The following is a 22,075-nucleotide window of genomic DNA, read 5'->3' as shown; positions in this document are numbered from 1 at the left end:
CTCTATCAGATCTTTTTCCGATCCGATTTCCTCGGTGCTTTCCAGGTTCTCGCTTTCGCGTTTCCCTTTCCGGCGGTCCAAACTCTACCAGGGTTTTTCCGGCCCTCTGAACCATCCTTTCCGCAGACATGCGGAAGGTGATCCACAGATAGGATCTGACGAGTTTGGATGCTGCCACCAGAGGCACGCTTTCGCGCCGCCTCCTCTCGGGCAGGACGACGACTGTACACAAGTCCCGGCGGCAGCGCAAACCCCTGCTGTTGGTGGTCTAGACCACTACCTGGTAGCTTCTCCGCAGAACTGCGACTACAACTGGCATACGCTGCTGCTCAGTGCGCTGTCCGGGACAGGCGGTGACGGCGCGTATGCACCCCCACTCCTTGGGAGGCCACCCATGACCACCGTGACGTCCCCGCTCGCCGGACGCGCCATCGGACTGGCCGATGTGCCCGATCCGGTCTTCGCCGGGGCCATGGTCGGCCCGGGCACCGCCATCGACCCCGTGCGCGAGCCCTCCGAGGCCGTCTCCCCCGTGGACGGCGTCATCGTCTCCCTTCACCCGCACGCGTTCGTCGTGGTGGACGACGAGGGGCACGGCGTGCTCGTGCACCTCGGTATCGACACCGTCCAGCTCAACGGCGAGGGCTTCGAGCTTCTTGTGAACAAGGGGGACAGGGTGAAGCACGGTCAGAGCATCGTGCGCTGGAACCCCGCCGCCGTGGTGACCGCCGGCAAGTCCCCGATCTGCCCGGTCGTGGCCCTGGAGGCGACGGCCGAGTCCCTTTCCGAGGTGGTCGAGAGCGGCCAGGTGCAGCGGGGCGACAGCCTCTTCTCCTGGTCCTGACCACAGCCGCCGTCTGACGGCGTACATGAATACCCACTCGGCGGCGGGGGCCGCCGCACTAAGCGGAGACGGTGAGATGGAGACAACGCTGCGGGGCGTCGGGGTCAGCCACGGTGTGGCGATCGGCGAGGTCAGGCACATGGGTACGGCGGTGCTTGAGCCGCCGGCCAAGCAGATCGCGGCCGAGGAGGCGGAGCGCGAGCAGGCTCGCGCGCGCCAGGCCGTGGACGCGGTGGCGGCCGACCTGGTGGCACGCGGCAACCTGGCGGGCGGCGAGGCCCAGGCTGTCCTTGAGGCGCAGTCCCTCATGGCGCAGGACCCCGAGCTGATGGCGGACGTGGACCGGCGGATCACCGCGGGCAGCACGGCCGAGCGCGCGGTGTACGACGCGTTCGCCGCGTACCGCGAGCTGCTGGCCGCCGCCGGTGAGTATCTGGCGGGCCGGGTGGCGGACCTCGACGACGTGCGCAACCGGATCGTGGCCCGGCTGCTCGGCGTGCCGATGCCGGGTGTGCCGGACAGTGACGAGCCCTATGTACTGGTGGCCCGGGACCTGGCTCCGGCGGACACCGCGCTGCTCGACCCGGCGCTGGTGCTCGGTTTCGTGACCGAGGAGGGCGGGCCGACCAGCCACAGCGCGATCCTGGCGCGGGCGCTCGGTGTGCCCGCCGTGGTGGCGCTGCCGGGCGCGGTCGAGCTGGCCGAGGGTTCGCTGGTCGCCGTGGACGGCAGCACGGGTGACGTGTTCGTGAACCCGAGCGAGGAGACGAGGACGCGGCTGGAGGCTGCCGCTGCCGCGCGGGTGGCCGCGCTGTCCTCCGTCAGTGGCCCGGGTGCCACGGCTGACGGGCACATGGTGCCGCTGCTCGCGAACGTCGGCGGTCCGGCGGACGTGCCCGCGGCGGTGGAGGCGGGTGCCGAGGGTGTGGGTCTGTTCCGCACCGAGTTCCTGTTCCTGGACGACAGCAAGAACGCGCCGTCGGAGAAGAAGCAGGTCGAGGCGTACCGCCAGGTTTTGGAGGCGTTCCCCGAGGGTCGTGTCGTCGTGCGGGTGCTGGACGCCGGTGCGGACAAGCCGCTCGACTTCCTGACCCCCGCCGACGAGCCCAACCCGGCGCTGGGTGTGCGGGGTCTGCGGACGCTCCTCGACCACCCGGAGATCCTGCGCACGCAGCTCACCGCGCTGGCGAAGGCCGCCGAGGGGCTGCCGGTGCGCCTTGAGGTCATGGCGCCGATGGTGGCGGACCGGGCGGACGCCAAGGCGTTCGCGGACGCCTGCCGTGAGGCGGGGCTGAACGCGAAGTACGGCGCGATGGTGGAGATCCCCTCGGCCGCGCTGCGGGCGCGCTCGATCCTCTCGGAGGTGGAGTTCCTGTCGCTGGGCACGAACGACCTCGCGCAGTACACGTTCGCCGCCGACCGGCAGGTGGGCGCGGTGTCGCGGCTCCAGGACCCGTGGCAGCCCGCGCTGCTCGACCTGGTCGCGCTGTCGGCCGAGGCCGCGAAGGCAGAGGGCAAGAGCTGCGGTGTGTGCGGTGAGGCCGCGTCCGATCCGCTGCTGGCGTGTGTGCTGACGGGTCTGGGTGTCACCTCCCTCTCCATGGGTGCGGCGTCGATTCCTTATGTGCGGGCGACGCTGGCGCAGTACACGCTGGAGCAGTGCGAGCGTGCGGCGGTCGCGGCGCGTGCGACGGACAGCGCCGACGAGGCGCGGGCGGCGGCGCGGGCCGTGCTGTCCGGCGAGTAGTACGTACCGGTTCTCCGGCGCAGGGGCGTCCCGCCTTCGGGTGGGGCGCCCCTCGGCGTTTCCGGGCACGTTGTTCAGTGCCGGTGGTCGGGTCCCTCCTCTCCGAGGTCGGGTGCCGCGCAGTAGTCGACGCCGGATTCGGGGGCGACGAGGTCGCCGGATTCGGCGTCGGTGCAGTAGGCGTCGAAGACCTCGGCCGCGGTGAGGGGTTCGAGTGCGCCCGCGCGGATGCGCCAGCCGTGGACGCGGTCGGGGTGGCCGGGGGCGGTGGTGCGCATGACGAGACCGCCGGGGCTGCGGGTGGCGAGGCCGAGGGCGAGGACGCTGGTGAATTCGATGGCTTCGGCCTGGTCGGGTTCGGCGGGTCCGGTGTCCTGCTGGTCGGCGTGGAGTACGGCGACGAGGGTTTCGGGTGGGCCGGAGACGCTGCACACGAGGTGCTGGTCGCCGGGTGGGGCGGCTTCGAGGACGCGGGCGAGGAGTGCGGCGGCGCGGATGAAGGCGGCGCGGCCGATGTCCTCGCCGCAGGTGGGGCAGGGTCCCAGGCGGGTGAGCAGGGTGGTGGCGTACTCCCAGGTGGCCTGGCGGACCGCGGCGTCGACGAGGGCGGGCAGGAGGGTGGTGAGGGGCTGGCCCTCGTAGGCGAGGGTGGGGCCGAGGGTCGCGAGTTCGGCGGTGAAGCGGCCCCGGTTGGCCGGGGCTCCGGGATCGAGTCCGTTGGCGGTGCAGTACTCGGCGTACTCCTCGGGGTCGAAGAGGGCGAGTGTGGTGTGGCTGCCTTGTGCGGTGCGGGACTTGAGGACGGCTTCGAGGTTCTTCAGGTAGGCGGGGTGGTCGTCGAAGGGGAAGCTGTCGTAGCGCCGCATGGTCTGGAAGTCGTGGGCGTCGGTGAGCAGGCCGACGGTGCCGGCGATCTCGCGGTGCAGGGCGTTTCGCTGGGTCCGCTGGTCGGTGTGTGTCATGTGGTGCCCCCGTGATGCTCGGTCGATCAATGCTCACTCACCGTAGCCGTGGGCACTGACAATGGGATGGGGCGGAGTCGGTCGCGGATCAGGCGGTGCTGGATTCCGCAGGTCAGGGCGATGGTGGTGCCGAGGGCGGTCCAGCCGAGGGGGCCGAGGGTGAGGGCGGCGGTGACGGCGAGGGGGCCGAGGGAGCGCTGTGCGGCCTGGGCGAGTCCGTGGACGCCGAGGTAGGTGCCCTGGGCGTCGTCGGGGGCGAGGGCGACGGAGAGTTCCCAGGAGACGGTGGCGTGCAGCATCTCGGCGAGGGTGAAGAGGGCGGCCGAGGCGGTGAGCAGGCAGGTGGCGCGGAGGGGGTCGCCGGTGGCGGAGAGGGTCATGGTGAGTCCGCCCGCGGCGAAGACGGCGGAGAGCGGCAGGAGGAGTCGGCGGGATGCCTCGGTGGTGGCGCCGAAGCGGGAGAGCGGCACTTGGAAGGCGACGACCAGCACGCTGTTGAGCACGAGCAGCAGGGGTGCGAGGCCGTGCGGGACGCCTGGGGTGTGGGCGATCCAGAGGGGCAGACCGATCTTGAAGTAGGTGTCGTCCAGGAAGAGGACGGTCTCGGTGCCGACGTAGGCGAGGTAGGTGCGGTCGCGCCAGGGGGTGCGGGGGCGGGTGCGGGGGGTGTCCTCGGCGGTGGCGGCGACGCGGCTCGTGGAGGGGGGCTCGGCGCAGGTGAGGGTGAGCAGGGCGACGAGGACGAAGGAGAGCGCGTCGCCGGTGAGGAGCCAGCGGTAGGCGGTGGTGGTGCCGAGGGTGAGGGCGGCGGCCGCGGCGAGTCCGCCGAGTGCCCATCCGGCGTTGGAGGCGGTGCGGTTGATGGCCTGGTAGCGGACGCGGTCGGGTCCGGCGACGCGGGTGGCGTAGAGCTTGGTGAGGATGCTGGCGGCGCGGTCGCCGAGGGCGCCGAGGGCTGAGTAGGCGACGAGCAGGCCGTAGTGGTCGGTGGTGAGGAGCGCGAACGAGGCGAGGGCGCGCAGGAGTTGGAGGCCGACCAGGACGTGGGTGAGCGGGAGCCGGTCGGCGATGCGGCCGCCGAGGGGTGCGCCCGCGATGCCGGCGGCGCCCGCGATCGCGGCGAGGGCGCCGACCTGGGCGGCGGAGAGGTGGGAGACGTAGGTGAAGTACAGGACGGAGACGGAGGCCCACAGGCCGCTGCCGATGCGGTCGAGGAGGGTGACGGCGAGCATCCGGCGTCCGTCGCGGCCTCCCGGTATGCGTGGTCGGTGGATGGCTGCCCTGGGCTTCGCGGCCACGGTTCCCCCCTTGCCTCGAATTCTGTACTGATACATAATCAGCAACGTGGCAACACAATATGAGATCAGCGGTACGACCGCCAAGGGGATTACGCGTTCCGTCGAACTGGGCGTGTCCGAGGGCGCGTTGGCGCCGGGGGCGGCGCTGCCTCCGGTGCGGCGGCTCGCGGAGGAGCTGGGGGTGAGCGCGGGCACGGTCGCCACCGCGTACAAGGAGCTGCGGCGGCGCGGGATCGTCGTCACGCTCGGCCGGGGTGGCACGGTCGTGGCGGAGGCTCCCTCGGTGGCGTCCCGGCGGCCGCCCAAGGTGCCCGAGGGGCTGCGGGACCTGGCGGGCGGGCACCCCGATCCGGCGCTGCTCCCCGCGCTGGTGCCGCCCTCCCGTCTCTCCCCCGGTGTCCGTTCGCACCGCTCCACGCCACGGCTCGCGCGGCTGGAGGACGCCGTGCGCGCGTGGCTCGGGGCGGACGGGGTGCCGGTGGAGCACGTGACGTTCGCGCACGGGGCGCTGGACTTCGTCGGCCGGGTGCTCTCCGCCGAGCTGCGCCCGGGGGACGCCGTGGCGATGGAGGACCCCGGTTATCACCATCTGCTGGACCTGGTGGCGGCGTTGGGGCTGCGGTCGGTGCCGGTCGCGGTGGACGACGAGGGGATGCGGCCCGAGGAGCTGCGGGGTGCGCTGCGGGCCGGGGTGCGGGCGGTGGTGCTCAGTCCCCGGGCGCAGAATCCGTACGGCGGAGCCTTCTCGCGGGCGCGCCGGGACGCGCTGGCCGAGGTGCTGCGGGAGGCGCCGGACGTGCTGGTGGTGGAGAACGACCACGCCTCCGACGTGTCCGGCGCGCCGCTGCGCACGCTGGCCGGGACCGGTCTCGTCCGCTGGGCGCAGGTGCGGACGGTGAGCAAGTTCCTCGGCACCGACCTGCGGTGGGCGGCCGCCGCGTGCGATCCGGTGACGCTGGCCCGGCACGACGGACGGCTGCTGCTGACCTCGGGCTGGGTCAGTCATCTGCTCCAGGAGACCGTGTACGCCCTGCTGACGGACGAGGGCACCCGGGAACTGGTGGCACGCGCGCGTACCGCGTACGCCGAGCGCCGGACCGCTCTCGCGGGGGCGCTGGCCGAGCGGGGCATCCCGGCGCACGGGGTGAGCGGGCTGAACCTCTGGGTGCCGGTGCGCGACGAGTCGGCGGTGGTGAACGGGCTGCGTTCGCGCGGCTGGTGGGTGGCGGCGGGGGCGCGGTTCCGGCTCGCTTCGGCGCCGGGGGTACGGATCACCACGACGGATCTCGAACCGCCGGAGGCGGCCCGGCTGGCCTCGGACTTCGCGGCCGTACTGGGCGAGTCCGAGGCCACCTACGGGGGTTGACCGGGGTCGTTGACCGGGGTCAGGGGCGCTTGCGGGCCAGTTCCTCGTAGAAGCCGAGCAGGGTCAGGTCGTCGATGGAGCCGGGGTTGACCGCCTTCTCCAGCGGGGTGCCCTGGAGGAGGCGCTTGACCGGGACCTCGATGCGCTTGCCGGTGAGGGTGTGCGGGACGCCGGGGACCTCGATGATCTCGTCCGGGACGTGGCGCGGGGAGAGCTGTTCCCGGATGGCCTTCTTGATCCGGTCGCGCAGGGCGTCGTCCAGGACGGTGTCGGGGGCGAGGTGGACGAAGAGGGGCATCCAGTAGCCGCCGTCGGGCTGTTCGATGCCGATGACCAGGGATTCCTTGATCTCGGGCAGCCGCTCGACCACCTCGTAGATGTCGGCGGAGCCCATGCGGACGCCCTGGCGGTTGAGGGTGGAGTCGGAGCGACCGTGGATGATCACCGAGCCGCGTGAGGTGACGGTGATCCAGTCGCCGTGGCGCCAGACGCCGGGGTAGGTCTCGAAGTAGCTCTCGCGGTAGCGGCTGCCGTCGGGGTCGTTCCAGAAGCGGATCGGCATGGAGGGCATGGGGTTGGTGACGACCAGCTCGCCCACTTCGTCCACCAGGGGCTTGCCGCTCGCGTCCCAGGACTGGAGGTCGGTGCCGAGGCTGGGCGCCTGGAGTTCGCCGGTGTAGACCGGCAGGGTCGGCACGGCTCCGGCGAAGCAGGAGCAGACGTCGGTGCCGCCGCTGACGGAGGCGATCCACAGGTCCGCGCGGACCTCGTCGTGCAGCCAGCGGAAGCCGTCGGGGGGCAGCGGGGAGCCGGTGGTGGCGACGCACTGGACCGTGGAGAGGTCGAAGTCGCGGGCGGGGTGCACGCCTGCCTTGCGGCAGGCCATGACGTAGGCGGCGGAGGTGCCGTAGAGGGTGGTGCCCGTGCGTTCGGCGACGCGCCACTGGGCGCCGGTGTCGGGGTAGCCGGGGCTGCCGTCGTACAGGACGATCGTCGTGCCGGTGAGCAGGCCGGAGACGAGGAAGTTCCACATCATCCAGCCGGTCGAGGTGTACCAGAAGAAACGGTCCTCTGGACCGAGGTCGCAGTGCAGGCCGAGCTGCTTGAGGTGCTCGACGAGGATGCCGCCCTGGGACTGGACGATGGCCTTGGGCAGACCGGTGGTGCCGGAGGAGTAGAGCACCCACAGGGGGTGGTCGAAGGGGACCTGCTCGAAGACGGGCTCGGTGTCGTCGGCGGTCAGCGCCGACCAGTCGAGGGCGCCCTCGGGGGCGTCGGTGCCGAGGAGCGGGATGTGGACGACCGCGCGCAGGGTGGGCAGTTCGCGGCGCAGTTCGGCGACGGTGTCGCGGCGGTCGTGCTCCTTGCCGCCGTAGCGATAGCCGTCGACGGTGAACAGGACGACGGGTTCGACCTGCTGGAAGCGGTCGAGGACGCTGCGGGCGCCGAAGTCGGGGGCGCAGGAGGTCCACACGGCGCCGACGGCGGCGGTGGCGAGCAGGGCGACGACGGCCTCGGGGATGTTGGGGAGGTAGCCGCTGACGCGGTCGCCGGGGCGCACGCCGAGGTCGCGCAGGCGGGCGGCCAGCGAGCCGACCTGGCGGCGCAGCTCGGACCAGGTGACGGGGCGGGGCTCATGGGTCTCGTCGACACAGAGGAGGGCGGCGTCGTCCGGGCGGTCGGCGGCGGCGCGCAGGGCGTGTTCGGCGTAGTTGAGGGTGGCGCCGGGGAACCACTGGGCGCCGGGCATGGAGCGGTCGCCGAGCACGCGCGCGTAGGGCGTGCCGAAGCGGACCTCGAACCATTCGGTGACCGCCCGCCAGAAGGACTCCGGTTCGGTGACGGACCACTGGTGCAGCGCGAAGTAGCCGCCGTCGGCGGGGGCGCCGTGGTGGTCGGCGGCCCATGCCTGGAACCGGGTGATGCGGGCCCGCTCGATCCGTTCGGGATCGGGCTGCCAGAGCGGCTGGGGGTTCGCGGTGGACATGGGGCGGCTCCCGGGCTGTACGCGTCGTTGCGTCTCCTGCGTCCGCGCCGAGGTGTGTGCGGGACGGCTGACAGGGACGATGCCATGTGATCGACTTCTGCACCAGGGCACGCCCCACACAGTCGGGACCGGTTATATGTGGTCCGGGCCTGGGTGAACGGCAGTTGAACGGCCCGCGTGGGTGGGGCGCTCAGTGACAGGGTGAGCAGCATGGACGGTCGTGACCTGGTGCGTTCGATGAGTGAGGTCGGTTCGGGGCGGGCAGCTCGGGCGGTGCGGACGTGGCGGGCCGCCTGGCGCAGGCGGCGTGCCGACGCCGTGGGGCTGCCACCGCGCGGGGCGGAGCGGGCGCGGGTGCCGGGGCAGGTGCGGGAGGCGGTGCCGGAGCCGGGCGGCGGGGTGCTGCGGTTCGAGCGTTCGGAGCTGCGGATCGTGGTGACGGCGGGCGGCGCCGTGTTCTGGGGCTGGGACGGGGCGGGACCGGAGCCGTCGTACGCGCTGGCCGGGGGCTGTCCCGAGGCTGATCCCCGGGTGGTTCTCGAGCCGGACAAGGACGGCGGCTGGCGGGTGGTGTCCGAGCGGGCGACGGTGACGGTCTCGCGGCACGGGGCGGTTCAGGTGTGCACGCCGGGCGGGGTGGTGCTGCGGCGGGATCTGCCGCCGCGCTGGTGGGAGCCGGTCGGCGGGGGCGCGGCGCGGTGGACGCTGCGGTCGGAGGTGGCGGCGGACGCGCGGTTCTTCGGGCTGGGCGGCCGGGCGTCGGGGCCCCGGCTGAAGGACGGCGCGTACCGGTTGTGGAACGCCGGGCCCGGGCCGGGGGGTGAGCCGCGCACGGCGATGCCGGTGCAGTTGGTGGTGGCGGACGCGGGGGCGCATCTGGTGTTCCACGACACGACGTGGGACGGCACGGTGATCCTGCGGGAGGGCGAGGAGGGTGCCGGGTCGGGGCACGACCGGGCGGGGCGCTGCGAGATACGGATGGACGGGGGTCCGCTGCGCTGCTGGGTCGTGGTGGGCACGCCCGCCCGCGTGCTGGGCACGTGGGCGTCGCTGACGGGTGCGGCCGCGCTGCCGCCCGCGTGGGCGCTGGGGCACCATCACGTGCCGGGGCGGCTGAGCGGTGAGGAGGAGCTGCGGCAGTTGGTCGCGGGGTACCGGGAGCGGGACCTGGCGCTGGACGCGGTGCATCTGGGTGCCGGGTGGCACGGCGAGGCGTTCGCCCTGGACGAGGAGCGGTTCCCGAAGCTCGCGGTGGTGGCGGAGGAGCTGGCGCGGGACGGGGTGCGGCTGGTGTCGGAGACCTCGCCCGCGGTGCGGGGCGGGGCGGTGCTCGCGTCGGGGGCAGCGGTGGACGCGTTCGTACGGGACGGCTCGGGGCGGCCGGTGCGGGGCGAGGCGTGGTGCGGGGAGTCGTACTTCCCGGACTTCACGCACGCGCGCGTCCGCGCGTGGTGGGGCGAACTGCATGGGGAGCGGCGGGAGCAGGGGTTCGCGGGTGTGTGGCACACCATGGACGCGCCGACGGTGCTGAGTGCCTTCGGTGAGCCGACGTTGCCGCGTTCGGCGCGGCACGCGCTGGAGGGGCGCGGTGGTGATCACCGGGAGGGGCACAACGTGTACGGCCTCTCCATGGCGCGTGCCGCGTACGAGGGGCTGCGCGAACTGGCGCCCGGGGAGCGGCCCTTCGTGGTGTCCGGGTCCGGGTGGGCGGGGGCGCAGCGCTACGGCGGGGTGTCGGCGGGGGGCTCTGTCTCGGACTGGCCGGGGCTGCGGGGGTCGTTGGCGGAGGTGCTGGGGCTCGGGCTGTGCGGGGTGCCGTACGTGGGAGTGGACGTCGACGGGGGCGTGGCGCCGGAGCTGTATCTGCGATGGCTGCAACTGGGCGCGTTTCTGCCGCTGTTCCGTACGCGCGCGCGGGGGCGTGCCGGTGCCGGGGAGCCGTGGGAGTCCGGTCCGGTGGTGCTGGAGCATGTGCGCGGGGCGCTGGCGGAGCGGCGGCGGCTGGCGCCGTACTTCGTGACGCTGGCGCATCTGGCGCGGCGGACCGGGGCGCCGTACGTACGGCCGGTGTGGTGGGGGGCGCCGGAGGACCGGGCGCTGCGGGACTGCGGGGACGCGTTCCTGCTCGGGGACGCGCTGCTGGTGGCGCCGGTGCTGGCGCCGGGGGCGGACCGGCGGGCGGTGCGGCTGCCGCGCGGGCGCTGGTACGACACGGCGACGGAGCGGGTGTACGAGGGTCCGGCGCAGGTGCTGGTGGAGGCGCCGCTGTCCCGGATACCCGTGCTCGCGCGCGCGGGCGCGGTGCTGCCGGTGCGGGGCGCGGACGGGGGCACGGAGCTGGAGGTGTGGGCGCCCGCCGAGGGGTGTACGGGCGGCGGTCTGGTGGTGCGGGACGCGGGTGACGGCTGGGCGGAGCCCGGCATCGAGCGGTACGCGGTGCGCCGTCGGGGTGCGGAGGTGGTGGTCACCCTGGAGGGGGAGGACGGCTCGGCGGAACCGTCCTGCCCGGTGCGGATACGGGGGCTGGGGTGAGCCGCGCGGGTCAGATGTAGCGGCCCTCGAACCAGGCTCGCGCGGCGAGGGTGTGCAGCGGGAAGGCGAGTTCGTCGGGGGTGCGCAGCAGGTGCCAGCCCTCGGTCTCGTCGGTCGCGGCGGAGGCGGGGAGGGTGTCGGCGGGGCGTTCCGGCAGGAGCCCGAAGAGGAGCAGGTGGCCGTCGGGTGCGCTCATGGCGTCCATGAGCCGCACGTCCCGCGCCGCCGCCTCGATGCCGGTCTCCTCCTTGAGCTCGCGGACGAGGGCGTGCCGCCAGTCCTCGCGGTCGTCGACGTAGCCGCCGGGCAGGGCGATGCCGCCGCTCTCGGGGCCGACGGTGCGGGTGATGACGACCAGGGCGGTGCCCTGGGTGTCGTAGACGGGCTGGAGCGCTACGGCCACGGGCAGCGGGTTGCGGTAGGCGACGGTGCCACAGGCCGGGCAGGTGCGCGGCCAACCGGTGATGCTCTCCCCGTAGGGGGCTCCGCAGCTCGAACAGTGCGAGCCGGGTGCGGAGTTGACAGGTGAGTGCTGTGATTCGGACACGCGCGGACTGTATCCGATCAGGGGTGGCGCGTCTTCGGTCGCCTCTTCTGCCGTCTCTTCTGTCGTCGGGGGTTCATGGTGGACGCCGGAGGCGCGGTCAGCCGGTGACGGTGCGGCGGCGTTCGGCGGCCTGCTCCATGGCGTGCCGTACGACCCCGATGAGGACCTCCTTGACCGACTCGCGGTCGCGGGCGTCGCACAGCAGCAGCGGCACGCCGGGGTCGAGGTCGAGCGCCTGGCGGACCGTCTCCGCCGGGTAGCGGTCGGCGCCCTCGAAGCAGTTGACGGCGATGACGAAGGGGATCGCGCGCCGCTCGAAGTAGTCGACGGCGGCGAAGCAGTCCTCCAGGCGGCGGGTGTCGGCGAGGACGACCGCGCCGAGCGCGCCCTCCGACAGCTCGTCCCACATGAACCAGAACCGCTCCTGCCCGGGCGTGCCGAACAGATAGAGCACGAGGTCGGCGCGCAGGGTGATGCGCCCGAAGTCCATGGCGACCGTGGTGGTGTGCTTGCCCTCGATGCCGCTGAGGTCGTCCACGGGGCGCCCTGCCTCGGTGAGGAGTTCCTCGGTGCGCAGCGGGCGTATCTCGCTGACCGCGCCGACCAGGGTGGTCTTGCCGACGCCGAAGCCGCCCGCCACCAGGATCTTGAGCGTGACGGGCTCGACCGGGGGCTTGGCGCGTTCAGGTCGTCGGAAGACCATCGGTCTCTTCTCCTGCTCGGTGGTGGTCGGAGGACGGCGGGCCGTAGCCGCCGCCACCGGGGGTTTCGATGACGAGTACGTCGCCGGGTCCGACCTCGGCAGAGCCGCTGCCGCCCAGGTCGGTCACGGTGCCGTCGGCGTGCTCCACCCGGTTGGCGCCGAGCGCGCCGGGCGCGCCGCCCGCCATGCCGTAGGGCGGGACACGGCGGTGCTGGGAGAGCGTGGAGACGGTCATGGGCTCCAGGAAGCGGATCCGGCGCACCACGCCGTCGCCGCCGCGCTCCCGTCCCTCGCCGCCGCTCCCCCGCCGCACGGCGAACTCCTCCAGGCGGACGGGCAGCCGCCATTCGAGGATCTCGGGGTCGGTGAGGCGGGAGTTGGTCATGTGGGTCTGTACGGCGTCGGCGCCCGGGTAGCCGGGTCCGGCGCCGGAGCCCGAGGCGATCGTCTCGTAGTACTGGTGGCGTTCGTTGCCGAAGGTGACGTTGTTCATGGTGCCCGAGCCCTCGGCCTGGACGCCGAGCGCGGCGTAGAGGGCGCCGGTGAGTGCCTGGGAGGTCTCGACGTTCCCGGCGACGACGGCGGCGGGCGGCTCGGGCGCGAGCATCGAGCCGGGCGGCACGACGATGTCCAGGGGGCGCAGGCAGCCGTCGTTGAGCGGGATGTCGTCCGCGACCAGGGTGCGGAAGACGTAGAGGACGGCGGCGTGGACGACCGAGGTGGGGGCGTTGAAGTTGGTGCCGAGCTGGGGCGAGGTGCCGGTGAAGTCGATGGTGGCGCGGCGTGCGGCGCGGTCCACGCGCACGCGCACGCGGATGACGGCGCCGGAGTCGGTCTCGTAGGCGTACGCGCCGTCGTCCAGGGCGTCGATGACGCGGCGGACCGCTTCCTCGGCGTTGTCCTGGACGTGCCGCATGTACGCCTGGACGACGTCGAGGCCGAACTCCTCGATCATCCGGCGCACTTCGTCGACGCCCTTCTGGTTGGCGGCGATCTGGGCGCGCAGGTCGGCGAGGTTGGTGCGGACGTTGCGGCTGGGGTAGGGCGCCTCGGTGAGCAGACGGCGCGTCTCCTCCTCGCGGAGGCGCCCGTTCTCGGTCAGTGGCCAACTGTCGAAGAGGACGCCCTCCTCGTCGATGGTGCGGCTGTGGGCGGGCATGGAGCCCGGCGCGATGCCGCCGATCTCGGCGTGGTGGCCACGTGAGGCGACGTAGAAGAGGACCGGGGGCTCACCCTCCGTGGCGGGCGCGCCGTCGGTGCCGAACACCGGGGTGATCACGGTGACGTCGGGGAGGTGGGTGCCGCCGTGGTAGGGGTCGTTGACGGCGTAGGTGTCGCCCGGGCGCATGGCGGGACCCCGGCGGCGGACGACCTCCTTGACGGCGGTGCCCATGGAGCCCAGATGGACGGGGATGTGGGGGGCGTTGGCGACCAGGTTGCCGTCGGGGTCGAACAGGGCGCAGGAGAAGTCCAGGCGTTCCTTGATGTTGACGGACTGGGCCGTGGATTCGAGCCGGGCGCCCATCTGTTCCGCGATCGACATGAAGAGGTTGTTGAAGACCTCCAGCAGAACGGGATCGACTTCCGTGTCCGGACGGGAACTCTGTGTGACGGCCGTGCGTTCCATGACCAGATGTCCGTCATGGTTCGCCGCGGCGCGCCAGCCGTCGTCGACCACGGTGGTGGACCCGGCCTCGGCGATGACCGCGGGGCCGGTGACGGTCTCGCCGGGAGGAAGGGCCTCGCGGCGGTGAAGGGGTACGTCGCGCCAGGTGCCGCCGGTGTGGAGGCGGGCGGTGGCGGGCGCGGCGGGGCGGCTCTCGTAGGGCGCGAGGGCGGAGAGGTCGGGGGGCGGGGTGAGACCGGTGGCTTCGACGGAGAGGGATTCGACGACGACGGGGCGGTCCAGGGTGAAGGAGTACGTGGCGCGATGACGTTCCTCGAAGGCGTGCCGCATCGTGTCGGGGTCGGTCAGCTCGACGGTCAGGGCGGTGTCGGTGCCGTCGTAGCGCAACTGCGCGCGGCGGGCGGTCTCGACGCGGTCGTCGGGGACGTGCTCGGCGCGCAGTTCGGCGCGGGCAGCGTCCTCCAACTCGTCGGCGACTCGCAGAACTTCGGGCATCGAGTGGTCCGAGAGGGGCACCTCGACGGACTGTTCGCGCATGGCCGTGGTGTCGGCCAGACCGATGCCGAGCGCGGAGAGCAGACCCGCCATGGGCGGCACGAGGACGGTGCGGATGCCGAGGGCGTCCGCGACCCGGCAGGCGTGCTGGCCGCCCGCGCCGCCGAAGGTGGTCAGCGCGTAGCGGGTGACGTCGTGCCCTTGCTGGACGGAGATCCGTTTGACGGCGTTGGCGATGTTCGCGACGGCGATCCGCAGATAGCCCTCGGCCACGTCCTCCGGGGTGCGGTCGTCGCCGGTGCGCTCGCGGATCTCGGCGGCGAGTCGGGTGAAGCGCTCGCGGACGAGGTCCGCGTCCAGGGGCTGGTCGCCGTCGGGACCGAAGACGGCCGGGAAGTGGGCGGGCTGGATGCGGCCGAGCATCACGTTGGCGTCGGTGACGGTGAGGGGTCCGCCCGCGCGGTAGCAGGCGGGACCGGGTTCGGCGCCGGCCGAGTCGGGGCCGACGCGGTAGCGGGAGCCGTCGAAGTGCAGCACCGAGCCGCCGCCCGCCGCCACGGTGTGGATGTCGAGCATGGGCGCGCGCAGCCGCACGCCCGCGATCCGGGTGGTGAGGACCCGCTCGTACTCCCCCGCGTAGTGCGAGACGTCGGTGGAGGTGCCGCCCATGTCGAAGCCGATGACCCGGTCGAACCCGGCGAGGCGCGACATCCGCGCCATGCCGACGATGCCGCCCGCCGGTCCGGACAGGATCGCGTCCTTGCCGCGGAACCGGTGCGCCTCGGTGAGTCCGCCGTGGGACTGCATGAACATCAGCCGTACGTCGCGCAGTTCGTCCGCGACATGGCGGACGTAGCGGTGCAGCACGGGCGAGAGGTAGGCGTCGACCACGGCGGTGTCGCCGCGCGGGACGAGCTTCATGAGCGGGCTGACCTCGCTGGACAGCGAGATCTGCGGGAAGCCGATCCGCTCCGCGAGCTCCCCGACAGCCTGCTCGTGGGCGGGGTGCAGATGGCTGTGCAGGCACACGACGGCGACCGCGCGGATGCCGTCGTCGTGGGCGCGGCGCAGCTCCCGTTCGAGCGCGTCCAGGTCGGGTGCGCGCAGCACGGTGCCGTCGGGGGCGATCCGCTCGTCCACCTCGAGCACGCGCGCGTAGAGCTGCTCGGGCAGTTCGATGCGGCGGGCGAAGATGCGGGGGCGGTCCTGGTAGGCGATGCGCAGGGCGTCGCGGAAACCGCGCGTGATCACCAGGAGGGTGCGTTCGCCCTTGCGCTCCAGCAGGGCGTTGGTCGCCACGGTGGTGCCCATGCGGACGGAGTCGACGCCCTCGGGCGAGTCCCCGAGCAGCTCACGGACCCCGGCGACGGCCGCGTCGGCGTACCGTGCCGGGTTGTCCGAGAGCAGTTTGCGGGTGAGCAGGGTGCCGTCGGGGCGGCGCGCCACGATGTCGGTGAAGGTGCCGCCCCGGTCGATCCAGAACTGCCAGCCTGCCATGTCACCACCCCGCTTCCGCGCCGGTCACAGTGCCCGGAGGGCGTCGATCACGTCGCGCAGGATACCTTCGTCCGGCAGTTCCGCCGGGGGTACCGGACGCGTCACATGGACGAATCGCGCGTGGACGAGGTCCCCGATGAACACGCGCACCACGCCGACGGGCAGGTCGAGCCCGGCGGCGAGTTCGGCGACCGACTGCGGGGTGTCGCGGCAGAGTCCGACGATCTCCACGTGCTCGGGCGCCAGTTCCGGGTCCGCCTCCGGGTCGGCCGCGTCGGGTTCCGTCACGACGACCGCGATCAGGTCGAGGAACTCCTCGGTGCCGCTCGTGGTGCGGCCGCGTGTCATGGCGTACGGACGGACGACGGGACCTGCCTCGTCGTCGAACCAGTGACGGCCTCCCTGGCCCTTGCGGCTCATGCTCTACGACTACCCGCCCGCGCGCGGGGTGCTGCTCAGGTGGACGCCGACCCGCTTGACCAGGAGCGTCATCTCGTAGGCGACCTGACCCACGTCGGAGTCGGAGTCCGCGAGGACGGCGAGGCAGCTTCCGTCGCCCGCGGCGGTGACGAACAGGAAGGCGTCGTCCAGTTCGACCACGGTCTGGCGGACGCTGCCCGCGTCGAAGTGCCGCCCGACGCCCTTGGCGAGGCTGTGGAAGCCGGAGGCAACGGCGGCCAGGTGTTCGCTGTCCTCCCGGGTGAGGTCCTTGGACACGCCGGTGGCGAGGCCGTCGCCGGAGAGCACGACGGCCTTGCGGATGCTGGCGACGCGGTCGACGAGTTCGTCCAGGAGCCAGTTCAGCTCCTTCTTCACGGTCTCCGAGTGGCCGATCGTCTTCGGTGCGGTCATCGACCGTCTCCCTTGGTCGTTCCTGGTGCTGTGCCGTGGCGGGGCTCGTCGCCCGCCGCGTTCTCGTCGCGGCCTCGCTGCCAGCCGCGCTGCAGCGCGGCCATGCGGGTGCGGACCTCGTCGGCGTCCCGCGGGGGCGGTTCCGCCGACTGGGCGGTCGTCCGCCGACGGGAATCCTGCTTCAACTGCGGTGCCAGGCTGGCCTGGCGGACCCGCCTGGGGAGGGGGGCGGTCGTTCCCTCGCCGGTGGGCGGGACTTCGGCCGAGTTGCCGTGGGGACTCGGGGCGCCTTCATGGGCGGCCGCCGTGGGGCGGGGGCGCCGGGGCAGCTCCTGGGACGGCGAGGTCCACGGGGTCACGGGCCGGGGCGGCTCGGGGGTGTCGGGCTGGCCCGGCGGGGTGGGCGCGTCCATACCGGTGGGGTCACCGGGCGCGGCGGTGTCGCGGGACCAGGCGGAGCCGGTCGCGGGCGCGGGGCCGCCGAGTACGCCGGTGGGGTCGGGAAAGCCCGTCGGACCGGTGGGGCGGGTCGGGTCGTCGCCGGGACCCGGCACGCCCCTGGGGCCGCTCTGGCGGTCGGTGAAGCCCGTGCGGTCCGTGAAGGGGGTTGTGGAGTCGTCGGGGTACGTCGAGGCGTCGGGGCCCAGCACGCCCATCGGGTCGGGGAAGCCGGTCGGGGCGACGGGACCGGACAGACCGGCGGGGGTGCGGAAGCCGTCGGAGGCGTAGGACTCCGTGTCGCCGGAGGTGCTGACGTGACCGTTCAGACCCGAGCGAGCGGCCGAGTCGGCCAGGTCCGTACGGCGCGAGGGACCGGTCGGGCTCGCGGCACCGGACGTGTCGGTGGTGTCCGCCGCGCCCGTGAGCGCCTCTTCCTCGTCCCGGGACCTGCGGTGCCGGGTCGGGAGCGGGGGCGGGGTGCGGGAGGGGAGGGCGGGTTCCGCTTCCGGGTCCGGGGCGGGGACGTAGCCGCGCGGGCGGAAGATGGCGCCGCGTTCGGTCTCGGTGTCCCCGATGGCGCCGGGGAAGTCGTCGGGGTCGGGCGGCTCGGCGGGGGGTGCGGGGAGCGGGGTCGCCGGGCTCTTCGTCAGGCGCGCCGGGTCCAGGCGGATGCCGACGCCGTTGGTGCCGGGGTCGTCGTCGCTGAGGAGGGCGTCGGGGATGAAGACGACGGCGGTGGTGCCGCCGTAGGGGGACGGCTGGAGGGAGACGCGGACCTTCTGGCGGCGGGCGAGGCGGCTGACCACGAAGAGTCCGAGCCGGTCGGTGTCGGAGAGTTCGAACTCGGGGGTCTCCGCGAGCCGGAGGTTGGCGTCGAGGAGGGTGTCGGCGGTCATGCCGAGACCCCGGTCGTGGATCTCCAGCGTGAAGCCGCTGCCGACGCGTTCTCCGACGACCTGGACGGCGGTGTGCGGCGGGGAGAACACGGTGGCGTTCTCGAGGAGTTCGGCGACGAGGTGGGTGAGGTCGGAGACGGCGGGACCGGTGACGGCGATGCTGGGCAGCCGCCGTACCTCGATGCGCTCGTAGTCCTCGACCTCCGCGATGGCGGCGCGTACGACGTCCATCAGGCGGATGGGGCGGCGCCACTGCCGGGAGGGCACGGCGCCGGAGAGGATCACCAGACCCTCGGCGTGCCGGCGCATGCGGGTGGTGAGGTGGTCCAGGCGGAAGAGGTCCGCGAGTTCGGCGGTGTCCTCGGTGCGGCGCTCCATGGTGTCGAGCAGGGTGAGCTGCTTGTGCAGCAGCACCTGGCTGCGGCGGGCGAGGTTGACGAACACCTCGGAGACACCGGCGCGCAGCTCCGCCTGCTTGACGGCGGCCTCGACGGCGGCGCGCTGGAGGGTGTTGAGCGCCTGGCCGACCTCGCCGATCTCGTTCTTGTCATACTCGCGCCGGGGCACCTCGCTCTCCACGTCGACCTGTTCGCCGGTCGTCAGGCGGCGCATCAGGTTGGGCAGCCGGGTGCCGGACGCCTCGTGCGCCTCGCGGCTGAGCTGCCGCAGGTCGCGGATGAGGCGGCGGCCGACGCGTACGGAGAGGACGAGGGAGACGAGGACGGCGACGAGACCGAGGACGCCGACCACGGCGGCCTGGGCGATGACGCCGATGGCGACGGGCCGCACCCGGTCGCGGAAGCGGTCGCCCGCCTGCTGGTCGAGCTTGGCGAGTTCGTAGAGGACCCCGCTCGCGGCGGCCTTCCAGCCGGTGGAGGTGACGCCGCGCGGGGTGCCGGAGTCGGTGGCCACGACGTTGCGTTCGGCCACGCGCAGCGGGGCGGTGGCGGCGTTGCGCCAGAAGTGCTCGTAGCGCTCGCGCTCCGCGGCGGGCAGCAGCGGCAGGCTGATGTCGTAGAGCAGGTCGCGCTGGGCGACGAGGTCGGAGATCTGCCGGGTCTCGGCGCGGGTGAGGCGCCCGACGACGAGCGAGGAGGCGAGCAGGGCGTCCTCGCGGGAGAGGAGTTCGCGGGCGCGGGTGGTGTTGACCAGGGCGGCCGCCTGCTTGTCCATCTCGACGTCGTCGATGCCGTCGACGGCGACGATCAGGGCGTAGCAGGGGTCGACGAGGCGGTTGTAGAGGTCGAGTGCCTCGGCGCGGGTGACGGTGCGTTCCTCGACGCCGCGGCGCAGGGACTCCAGTCCGCCGAGGGCGTCCAGGACGGCGGTGAGGCGTTCGCCGTCCTCGCCGCGTACGGCAGCGCGGGTGTCGCGGTCGCGTGCGTTCGCGTGCAGTTGGGCGACGGCCCGGTCGGTGTCGGTGCGGGCGCGGTGCAGGGAGGCGAGGGCGTCGGCGGCGCGCGGGTCGGCGAGGTAGACGAGGCTCTGGCGGCGTTCGCTCTGCAGGAGGCGGACGGTGTCCTCGGTGGGGTGGCCGATGTCCTCGACGGTGCGGGAGACGCGCAGCATCCGCGTGACCTCGCGCCCGGTCAGTACCGTGGCGAAGCCCCAGACGGCGGTCAGGGACACCAGGGGTACGAGCAGAAGCGCCACGATCTTCCGGCGGATCGACTTCCCGCGAAAGCGCATGGCCTCCCCCAGCTCGGCCCGCGCCGGGCGCGGGAGTGTGGATGTCCCGACTCGGAACGGCGCGAGCCTACTACCGCCCCACGCGTAACTCGAAGACGCGTCTGATGGGTGAACTCCCTTGTGCACAAAGGAAGATGGCGAGTTGTCAGGGCATTGCGGGAGATTGCCGCCGCACCGGGACACGGTCGTGGGCGCCGGGGGCCGAAATCGCACGGACGGCGGTTGGCCGAAATTTTTCCCGGACCGGGAATCTTCGCGCCGTCCCGTGCGTCCTTGTCCATGGGGAACGCACGGGGAGTCGACGGGGACACGGGGACGGAATCGGCCACAGGAGCCGCGTCCCGCGTCCCGGCGGCGTAAATCAGCGCAAGCCGGGCAGCCACTGGGGAGTCGGAGCTTTCGGGTTCCGGGGCGAGCGGTGTGCCGGCGGTGGGGAGTGACACGGTGATGGGCACGGCGGAGCGGCGCGAGGCGCCCGAGAAGAGCGTGGCGGTGCGCTCGGCGCCCGGTCGGGACCGAAAGGTGCCCGGTCAGGTGGGCGGGACGCACGAGTACGCGTACGAACGCACGCGGGAGTACGCGACACGGGAGTACGCGGCGCGGGAGCGTCCCGGGGAGTACGGCGAGAGCGCGCGGACCGCGTACCGGCCGCTGTGGGTGGAGGAGCCCGCGCGGCGGCGTCGGCTGCCCGATCCGGTGCGGACGTCGGCGGTGCGGGCGGTGCTGCTCATCTCGGTGACGCTGATTCAGGCGATGGTGGCGTTCCTGTGCACGATGGCGGGGTCCTGGCTGGCCTTCCCCATGGTGATCAGCAGCGTGGTGAGCACGGTGGTGGCGACCTGGTCGGTGGTGGACGTCTGGGTGACGCGCCAGGTGTGGATCCAGCGGTACGGCGTGGTGTCCGAGCCCAGCAGCACGGCGCGGTCGCTGCGCCGGGAGCGGCGGTCGGCGCGGCGGCGCGAGCGGGCCGCGCGGCGCGACCAGGAACGGATAACCGGGCGGGGCGGCGCCGGGCGGCTGTCCCACTCGTAGGCGGGCGCCGACTCGCGAGGTTCTCGGCACGGGGCGCCTTAGCCTCGGCTGCTCAGAACGCGGCCGGTTGGGCTTCCTTCTCCTCCCGGCCGAGTTCCCGCCGGACGCGGGTGAACGGCTTGGACCGGTCCACCGCGAGGACGGCGACGGTACGGCCGTCGCGTTCGTAGCGGGCGAGGAAGCCGTCCGCGCCGGGCGCGCCGTCGATGAGGGTGCCCTCCGTTATACGGACGGTGTCGCCGTCGCGGCGGCTGCCCGCGAACTGGAGCCGGGAGCCGTACTGTTCGGACCAGAAGTACGGCACCGGGCGAGCGGTCTTCCGGGCGTGCCCGGCGAGCAGACTGGCGACGGCCGTGCGGGGCTGGAGCGTCGCGGCGGTCCAGTGCTCGGAGCGGACCCCGTCGATACGCGCCACGTCACCGGCGGCGACCACCTGCGGCAGCGGGGTCGCGCCTCCCGCGTCGCAGAGCACGCCGTCGCGCAGCGGCAGCCCCGAGCCCGCGAGCCAGTCGGTGTTGGGGGTCGCGCCGATGCCCGTGACGACGAGGTCGGCGGGGAGCGTGCGGCCGTCGGCGAGGTCCACGGCGGTGACCGTACGGCTGCCGCGCAGAGCGGCGACGCCCGTGCCGGTGATCAGGCGGACCCCGGCCCGGCGGTGCAGTGCCACGCAGACGGCGGCCATCTCCGGTCCGAGCTGGGGAAGCAGCGGGAGCGGAGCCGCCTCCACGACCGTGACCTCGTGGCCGAGTACGGCGCAGGAGGAGGCGGTCTCGGCGCCGATGAAGCCTCCGCCGATGACGACGACCCGGCGCGGAGCCCCGGTGAGCGCGGCGCGCAGGGCGCGGGCGTCGTCCAGGGTGCGCAGGGTGTGGACACCGGTGGGCGCGGCGCCGGGCAGACGGCGGGCGCGGGCTCCGGTGGCGATGACGACGCCGTCGGTGGTGACGGTGCGGCCGGTGTGGAGCCGGACCCCGCGGGTGCGGGGGTCGAGCCCCGTCGCGCGGACGCCGAGCAGCCACTCGGCGTCGAGCGCGGTCCGGTCCTCGGTGCCGGTGAGGGCGAGGACCGACTCGTCGGCGCGGCCGGTGAGGAAGTCCTTGGACAGGGGTGGGCGGTCGTAGGGGCGGTGGGGTTCGTCGCCGACGATCACCAGTCGCCCCTCGAAGCCCTGGGCGCGCAGTTCCCGGGCGGCGTACAGCCCGGCGAGGGAGGCGCCGACGACGGTCACGGTCCTCATGCGGCGGTGCCCTCCCACGCGGTGAGGTGGACGTGGACGACGCCGTCCTCCACGGTGACGCGGTGGGTGCGCACGGGGCGCCGTGCGGGGAGGCAGGTCGGCTCGCCCGTGCGCAGATCGAAGGAGGCGGCGTGCAGCGGGCATTCGACCAGGCAGCCCTCCAGCCAGCCCTCGGAGAGGGAGGCGTCCTGATGGGTGCAGGTGTCGTCGATGGCGTACAACGCGCCGTCGTCGGTGCGGAACACGGCGACCGGCGGTGTGGTCGCGATACGGACGGACTCGCCCTCGGGGAGGTCCTCGAGGCGGCAGACGGGAATCACGGG

At 73.2% G+C, this 22,075-nt stretch carries 16 protein-coding genes; 5 read left to right on the top strand and 11 right to left on the bottom strand.

Translation table 11 applies throughout. The annotated features are described in order from the left end of the window. The first annotated feature begins 394 nt into the window (after positions 1–394). Together IF655_RS28310 and ptsP are read left to right on the top strand one after the other, a co-directional pair. On the top strand, positions 395–844 hold the full coding sequence (locus IF655_RS28310; RefSeq protein ID WP_199587985.1) for a PTS glucose transporter subunit IIA: 450 nt from the start codon (positions 395–397) through the stop codon (positions 842–844). 76 nt (positions 845–920) lie between these two features. Next, positions 921–2,591, top strand: a complete 1,671-nt coding sequence (ptsP, locus tag IF655_RS28305; protein ID WP_199587984.1) for a phosphoenolpyruvate--protein phosphotransferase — start codon at positions 921–923, stop codon at positions 2,589–2,591. 74 nt (positions 2,592–2,665) lie between these two features. On the opposite strand, the gene IF655_RS28300 is transcribed toward ptsP, so the two are convergent. Both IF655_RS28300 and IF655_RS28295 read right to left on the bottom strand, forming a co-directional pair. Beyond that, positions 2,666–3,553 carry a hypothetical protein gene (locus IF655_RS28300; protein WP_199587983.1) on the bottom strand — a complete coding sequence of 296 codons (888 nt, stop codon included), beginning with the start codon at positions 3,551–3,553 and terminating at the stop codon, positions 2,666–2,668. 26 nt (positions 3,554–3,579) lie between these two features. After that, positions 3,580–4,785 (bottom strand): MFS transporter, encoded by a 1,206-nt coding sequence (locus tag IF655_RS28295; RefSeq protein WP_199587982.1) that lies wholly within the window; start codon positions 4,783–4,785, stop codon positions 3,580–3,582. A gap of 112 nt (positions 4,786–4,897) precedes the next feature. Between IF655_RS28295 and IF655_RS28290 the strand changes: the two genes are divergently transcribed. Continuing rightward, the gene (locus tag IF655_RS28290) at positions 4,898–6,217 is read left to right on the top strand and encodes an aminotransferase class I/II-fold pyridoxal phosphate-dependent enzyme (protein WP_307815091.1); all 1,320 of its coding nucleotides are present in this window, start codon (positions 4,898–4,900) and stop codon (positions 6,215–6,217) included. 19 nt (positions 6,218–6,236) lie between these two features. On the opposite strand, the gene IF655_RS28285 is transcribed toward IF655_RS28290, so the two are convergent. Then, entirely contained in the window at positions 6,237–8,204 is a 1,968-nt protein-coding gene (locus tag IF655_RS28285; RefSeq protein ID WP_199587981.1) for an acetoacetate--CoA ligase, read from the bottom strand. Between the two features lie 210 nt (positions 8,205–8,414). Between IF655_RS28285 and IF655_RS28280 the strand changes: the two genes are divergently transcribed. Beyond that, positions 8,415–10,736: a glycoside hydrolase family 31 protein gene (locus IF655_RS28280; protein ID WP_199587980.1), complete on the top strand. Its 2,322-nt coding sequence runs from the start codon at positions 8,415–8,417 to the stop codon at positions 10,734–10,736. A 10-nt stretch (positions 10,737–10,746) separates the two neighbouring features. Here the strand turns inward: IF655_RS28280 and IF655_RS28275 are convergent, their stop codons facing one another. The 6 genes from IF655_RS28275 to IF655_RS28250 all read right to left on the bottom strand — a co-directional run bounded on the left by IF655_RS28275 (position 10,747) and on the right by IF655_RS28250 (position 19,483). Further along, positions 10,747–11,283 carry an NUDIX domain-containing protein gene (locus IF655_RS28275; protein WP_199587979.1) on the bottom strand — a complete coding sequence of 179 codons (537 nt, stop codon included), beginning with the start codon at positions 11,281–11,283 and terminating at the stop codon, positions 10,747–10,749. Between the two features lie 97 nt (positions 11,284–11,380). After that, positions 11,381–11,986 carry an ATP/GTP-binding protein gene (locus IF655_RS28270; RefSeq protein ID WP_199587978.1) on the bottom strand — a complete coding sequence of 202 codons (606 nt, stop codon included), beginning with the start codon at positions 11,984–11,986 and terminating at the stop codon, positions 11,381–11,383. Then, complete coding sequence (locus IF655_RS28265; RefSeq protein ID WP_199587977.1) at positions 11,967–15,605, bottom strand: hydantoinase B/oxoprolinase family protein; 3,639 nt, start codon at positions 15,603–15,605, stop codon at positions 11,967–11,969. The genes IF655_RS28270 and IF655_RS28265 overlap by 20 nt, the downstream gene beginning before the upstream one ends. A 24-nt stretch (positions 15,606–15,629) precedes the next feature. Beyond that, positions 15,630–16,025 carry a DUF742 domain-containing protein gene (locus tag IF655_RS28260; protein WP_199587976.1) on the bottom strand — a complete coding sequence of 132 codons (396 nt, stop codon included), beginning with the start codon at positions 16,023–16,025 and terminating at the stop codon, positions 15,630–15,632. 9 nt (positions 16,026–16,034) lie between these two features. Continuing rightward, positions 16,035–16,457: a roadblock/LC7 domain-containing protein gene (locus IF655_RS28255; RefSeq protein WP_199587975.1), complete on the bottom strand. Its 423-nt coding sequence runs from the start codon at positions 16,455–16,457 to the stop codon at positions 16,035–16,037. Then, entirely contained in the window at positions 16,454–19,483 is a 3,030-nt protein-coding gene (locus tag IF655_RS28250) for a nitrate- and nitrite sensing domain-containing protein (RefSeq protein ID WP_199587974.1), read from the bottom strand. Before IF655_RS28250 ends, IF655_RS28255 begins: the two co-directional genes overlap by 4 nt. Positions 19,484–19,930: 447 nt before the next feature. Here IF655_RS28250 and IF655_RS28245 point away from each other — a divergent pair, with 447 nt between their 5' ends. Beyond that, entirely contained in the window at positions 19,931–20,515 is a 585-nt protein-coding gene (locus IF655_RS28245; protein ID WP_199587989.1) for a hypothetical protein, read from the top strand. A gap of 52 nt (positions 20,516–20,567) precedes the next feature. Here the strand turns inward: IF655_RS28245 and IF655_RS28240 are convergent, their stop codons facing one another. Further along, the gene (locus IF655_RS28240) at positions 20,568–21,752 is read right to left on the bottom strand and encodes an NAD(P)/FAD-dependent oxidoreductase (protein ID WP_199587973.1); all 1,185 of its coding nucleotides are present in this window, start codon (positions 21,750–21,752) and stop codon (positions 20,568–20,570) included. After that, complete coding sequence (locus tag IF655_RS28235) at positions 21,749–22,072, bottom strand: bifunctional 3-phenylpropionate/cinnamic acid dioxygenase ferredoxin subunit (RefSeq protein WP_199587972.1); 324 nt, start codon at positions 22,070–22,072, stop codon at positions 21,749–21,751. Before IF655_RS28235 ends, IF655_RS28240 begins: the two co-directional genes overlap by 4 nt. Between the last annotated feature and the right edge of the window lie 3 nt (positions 22,073–22,075).

Origin of the sequence: Streptomyces sp. DSM 110735 (assembly GCF_016482685.1) — a bacterium.
Classification (GTDB): domain Bacteria; phylum Actinomycetota; class Actinomycetes; order Streptomycetales; family Streptomycetaceae; genus Streptomyces.
This window is presented reverse-complemented; position numbering and strand designations above follow the sequence as displayed.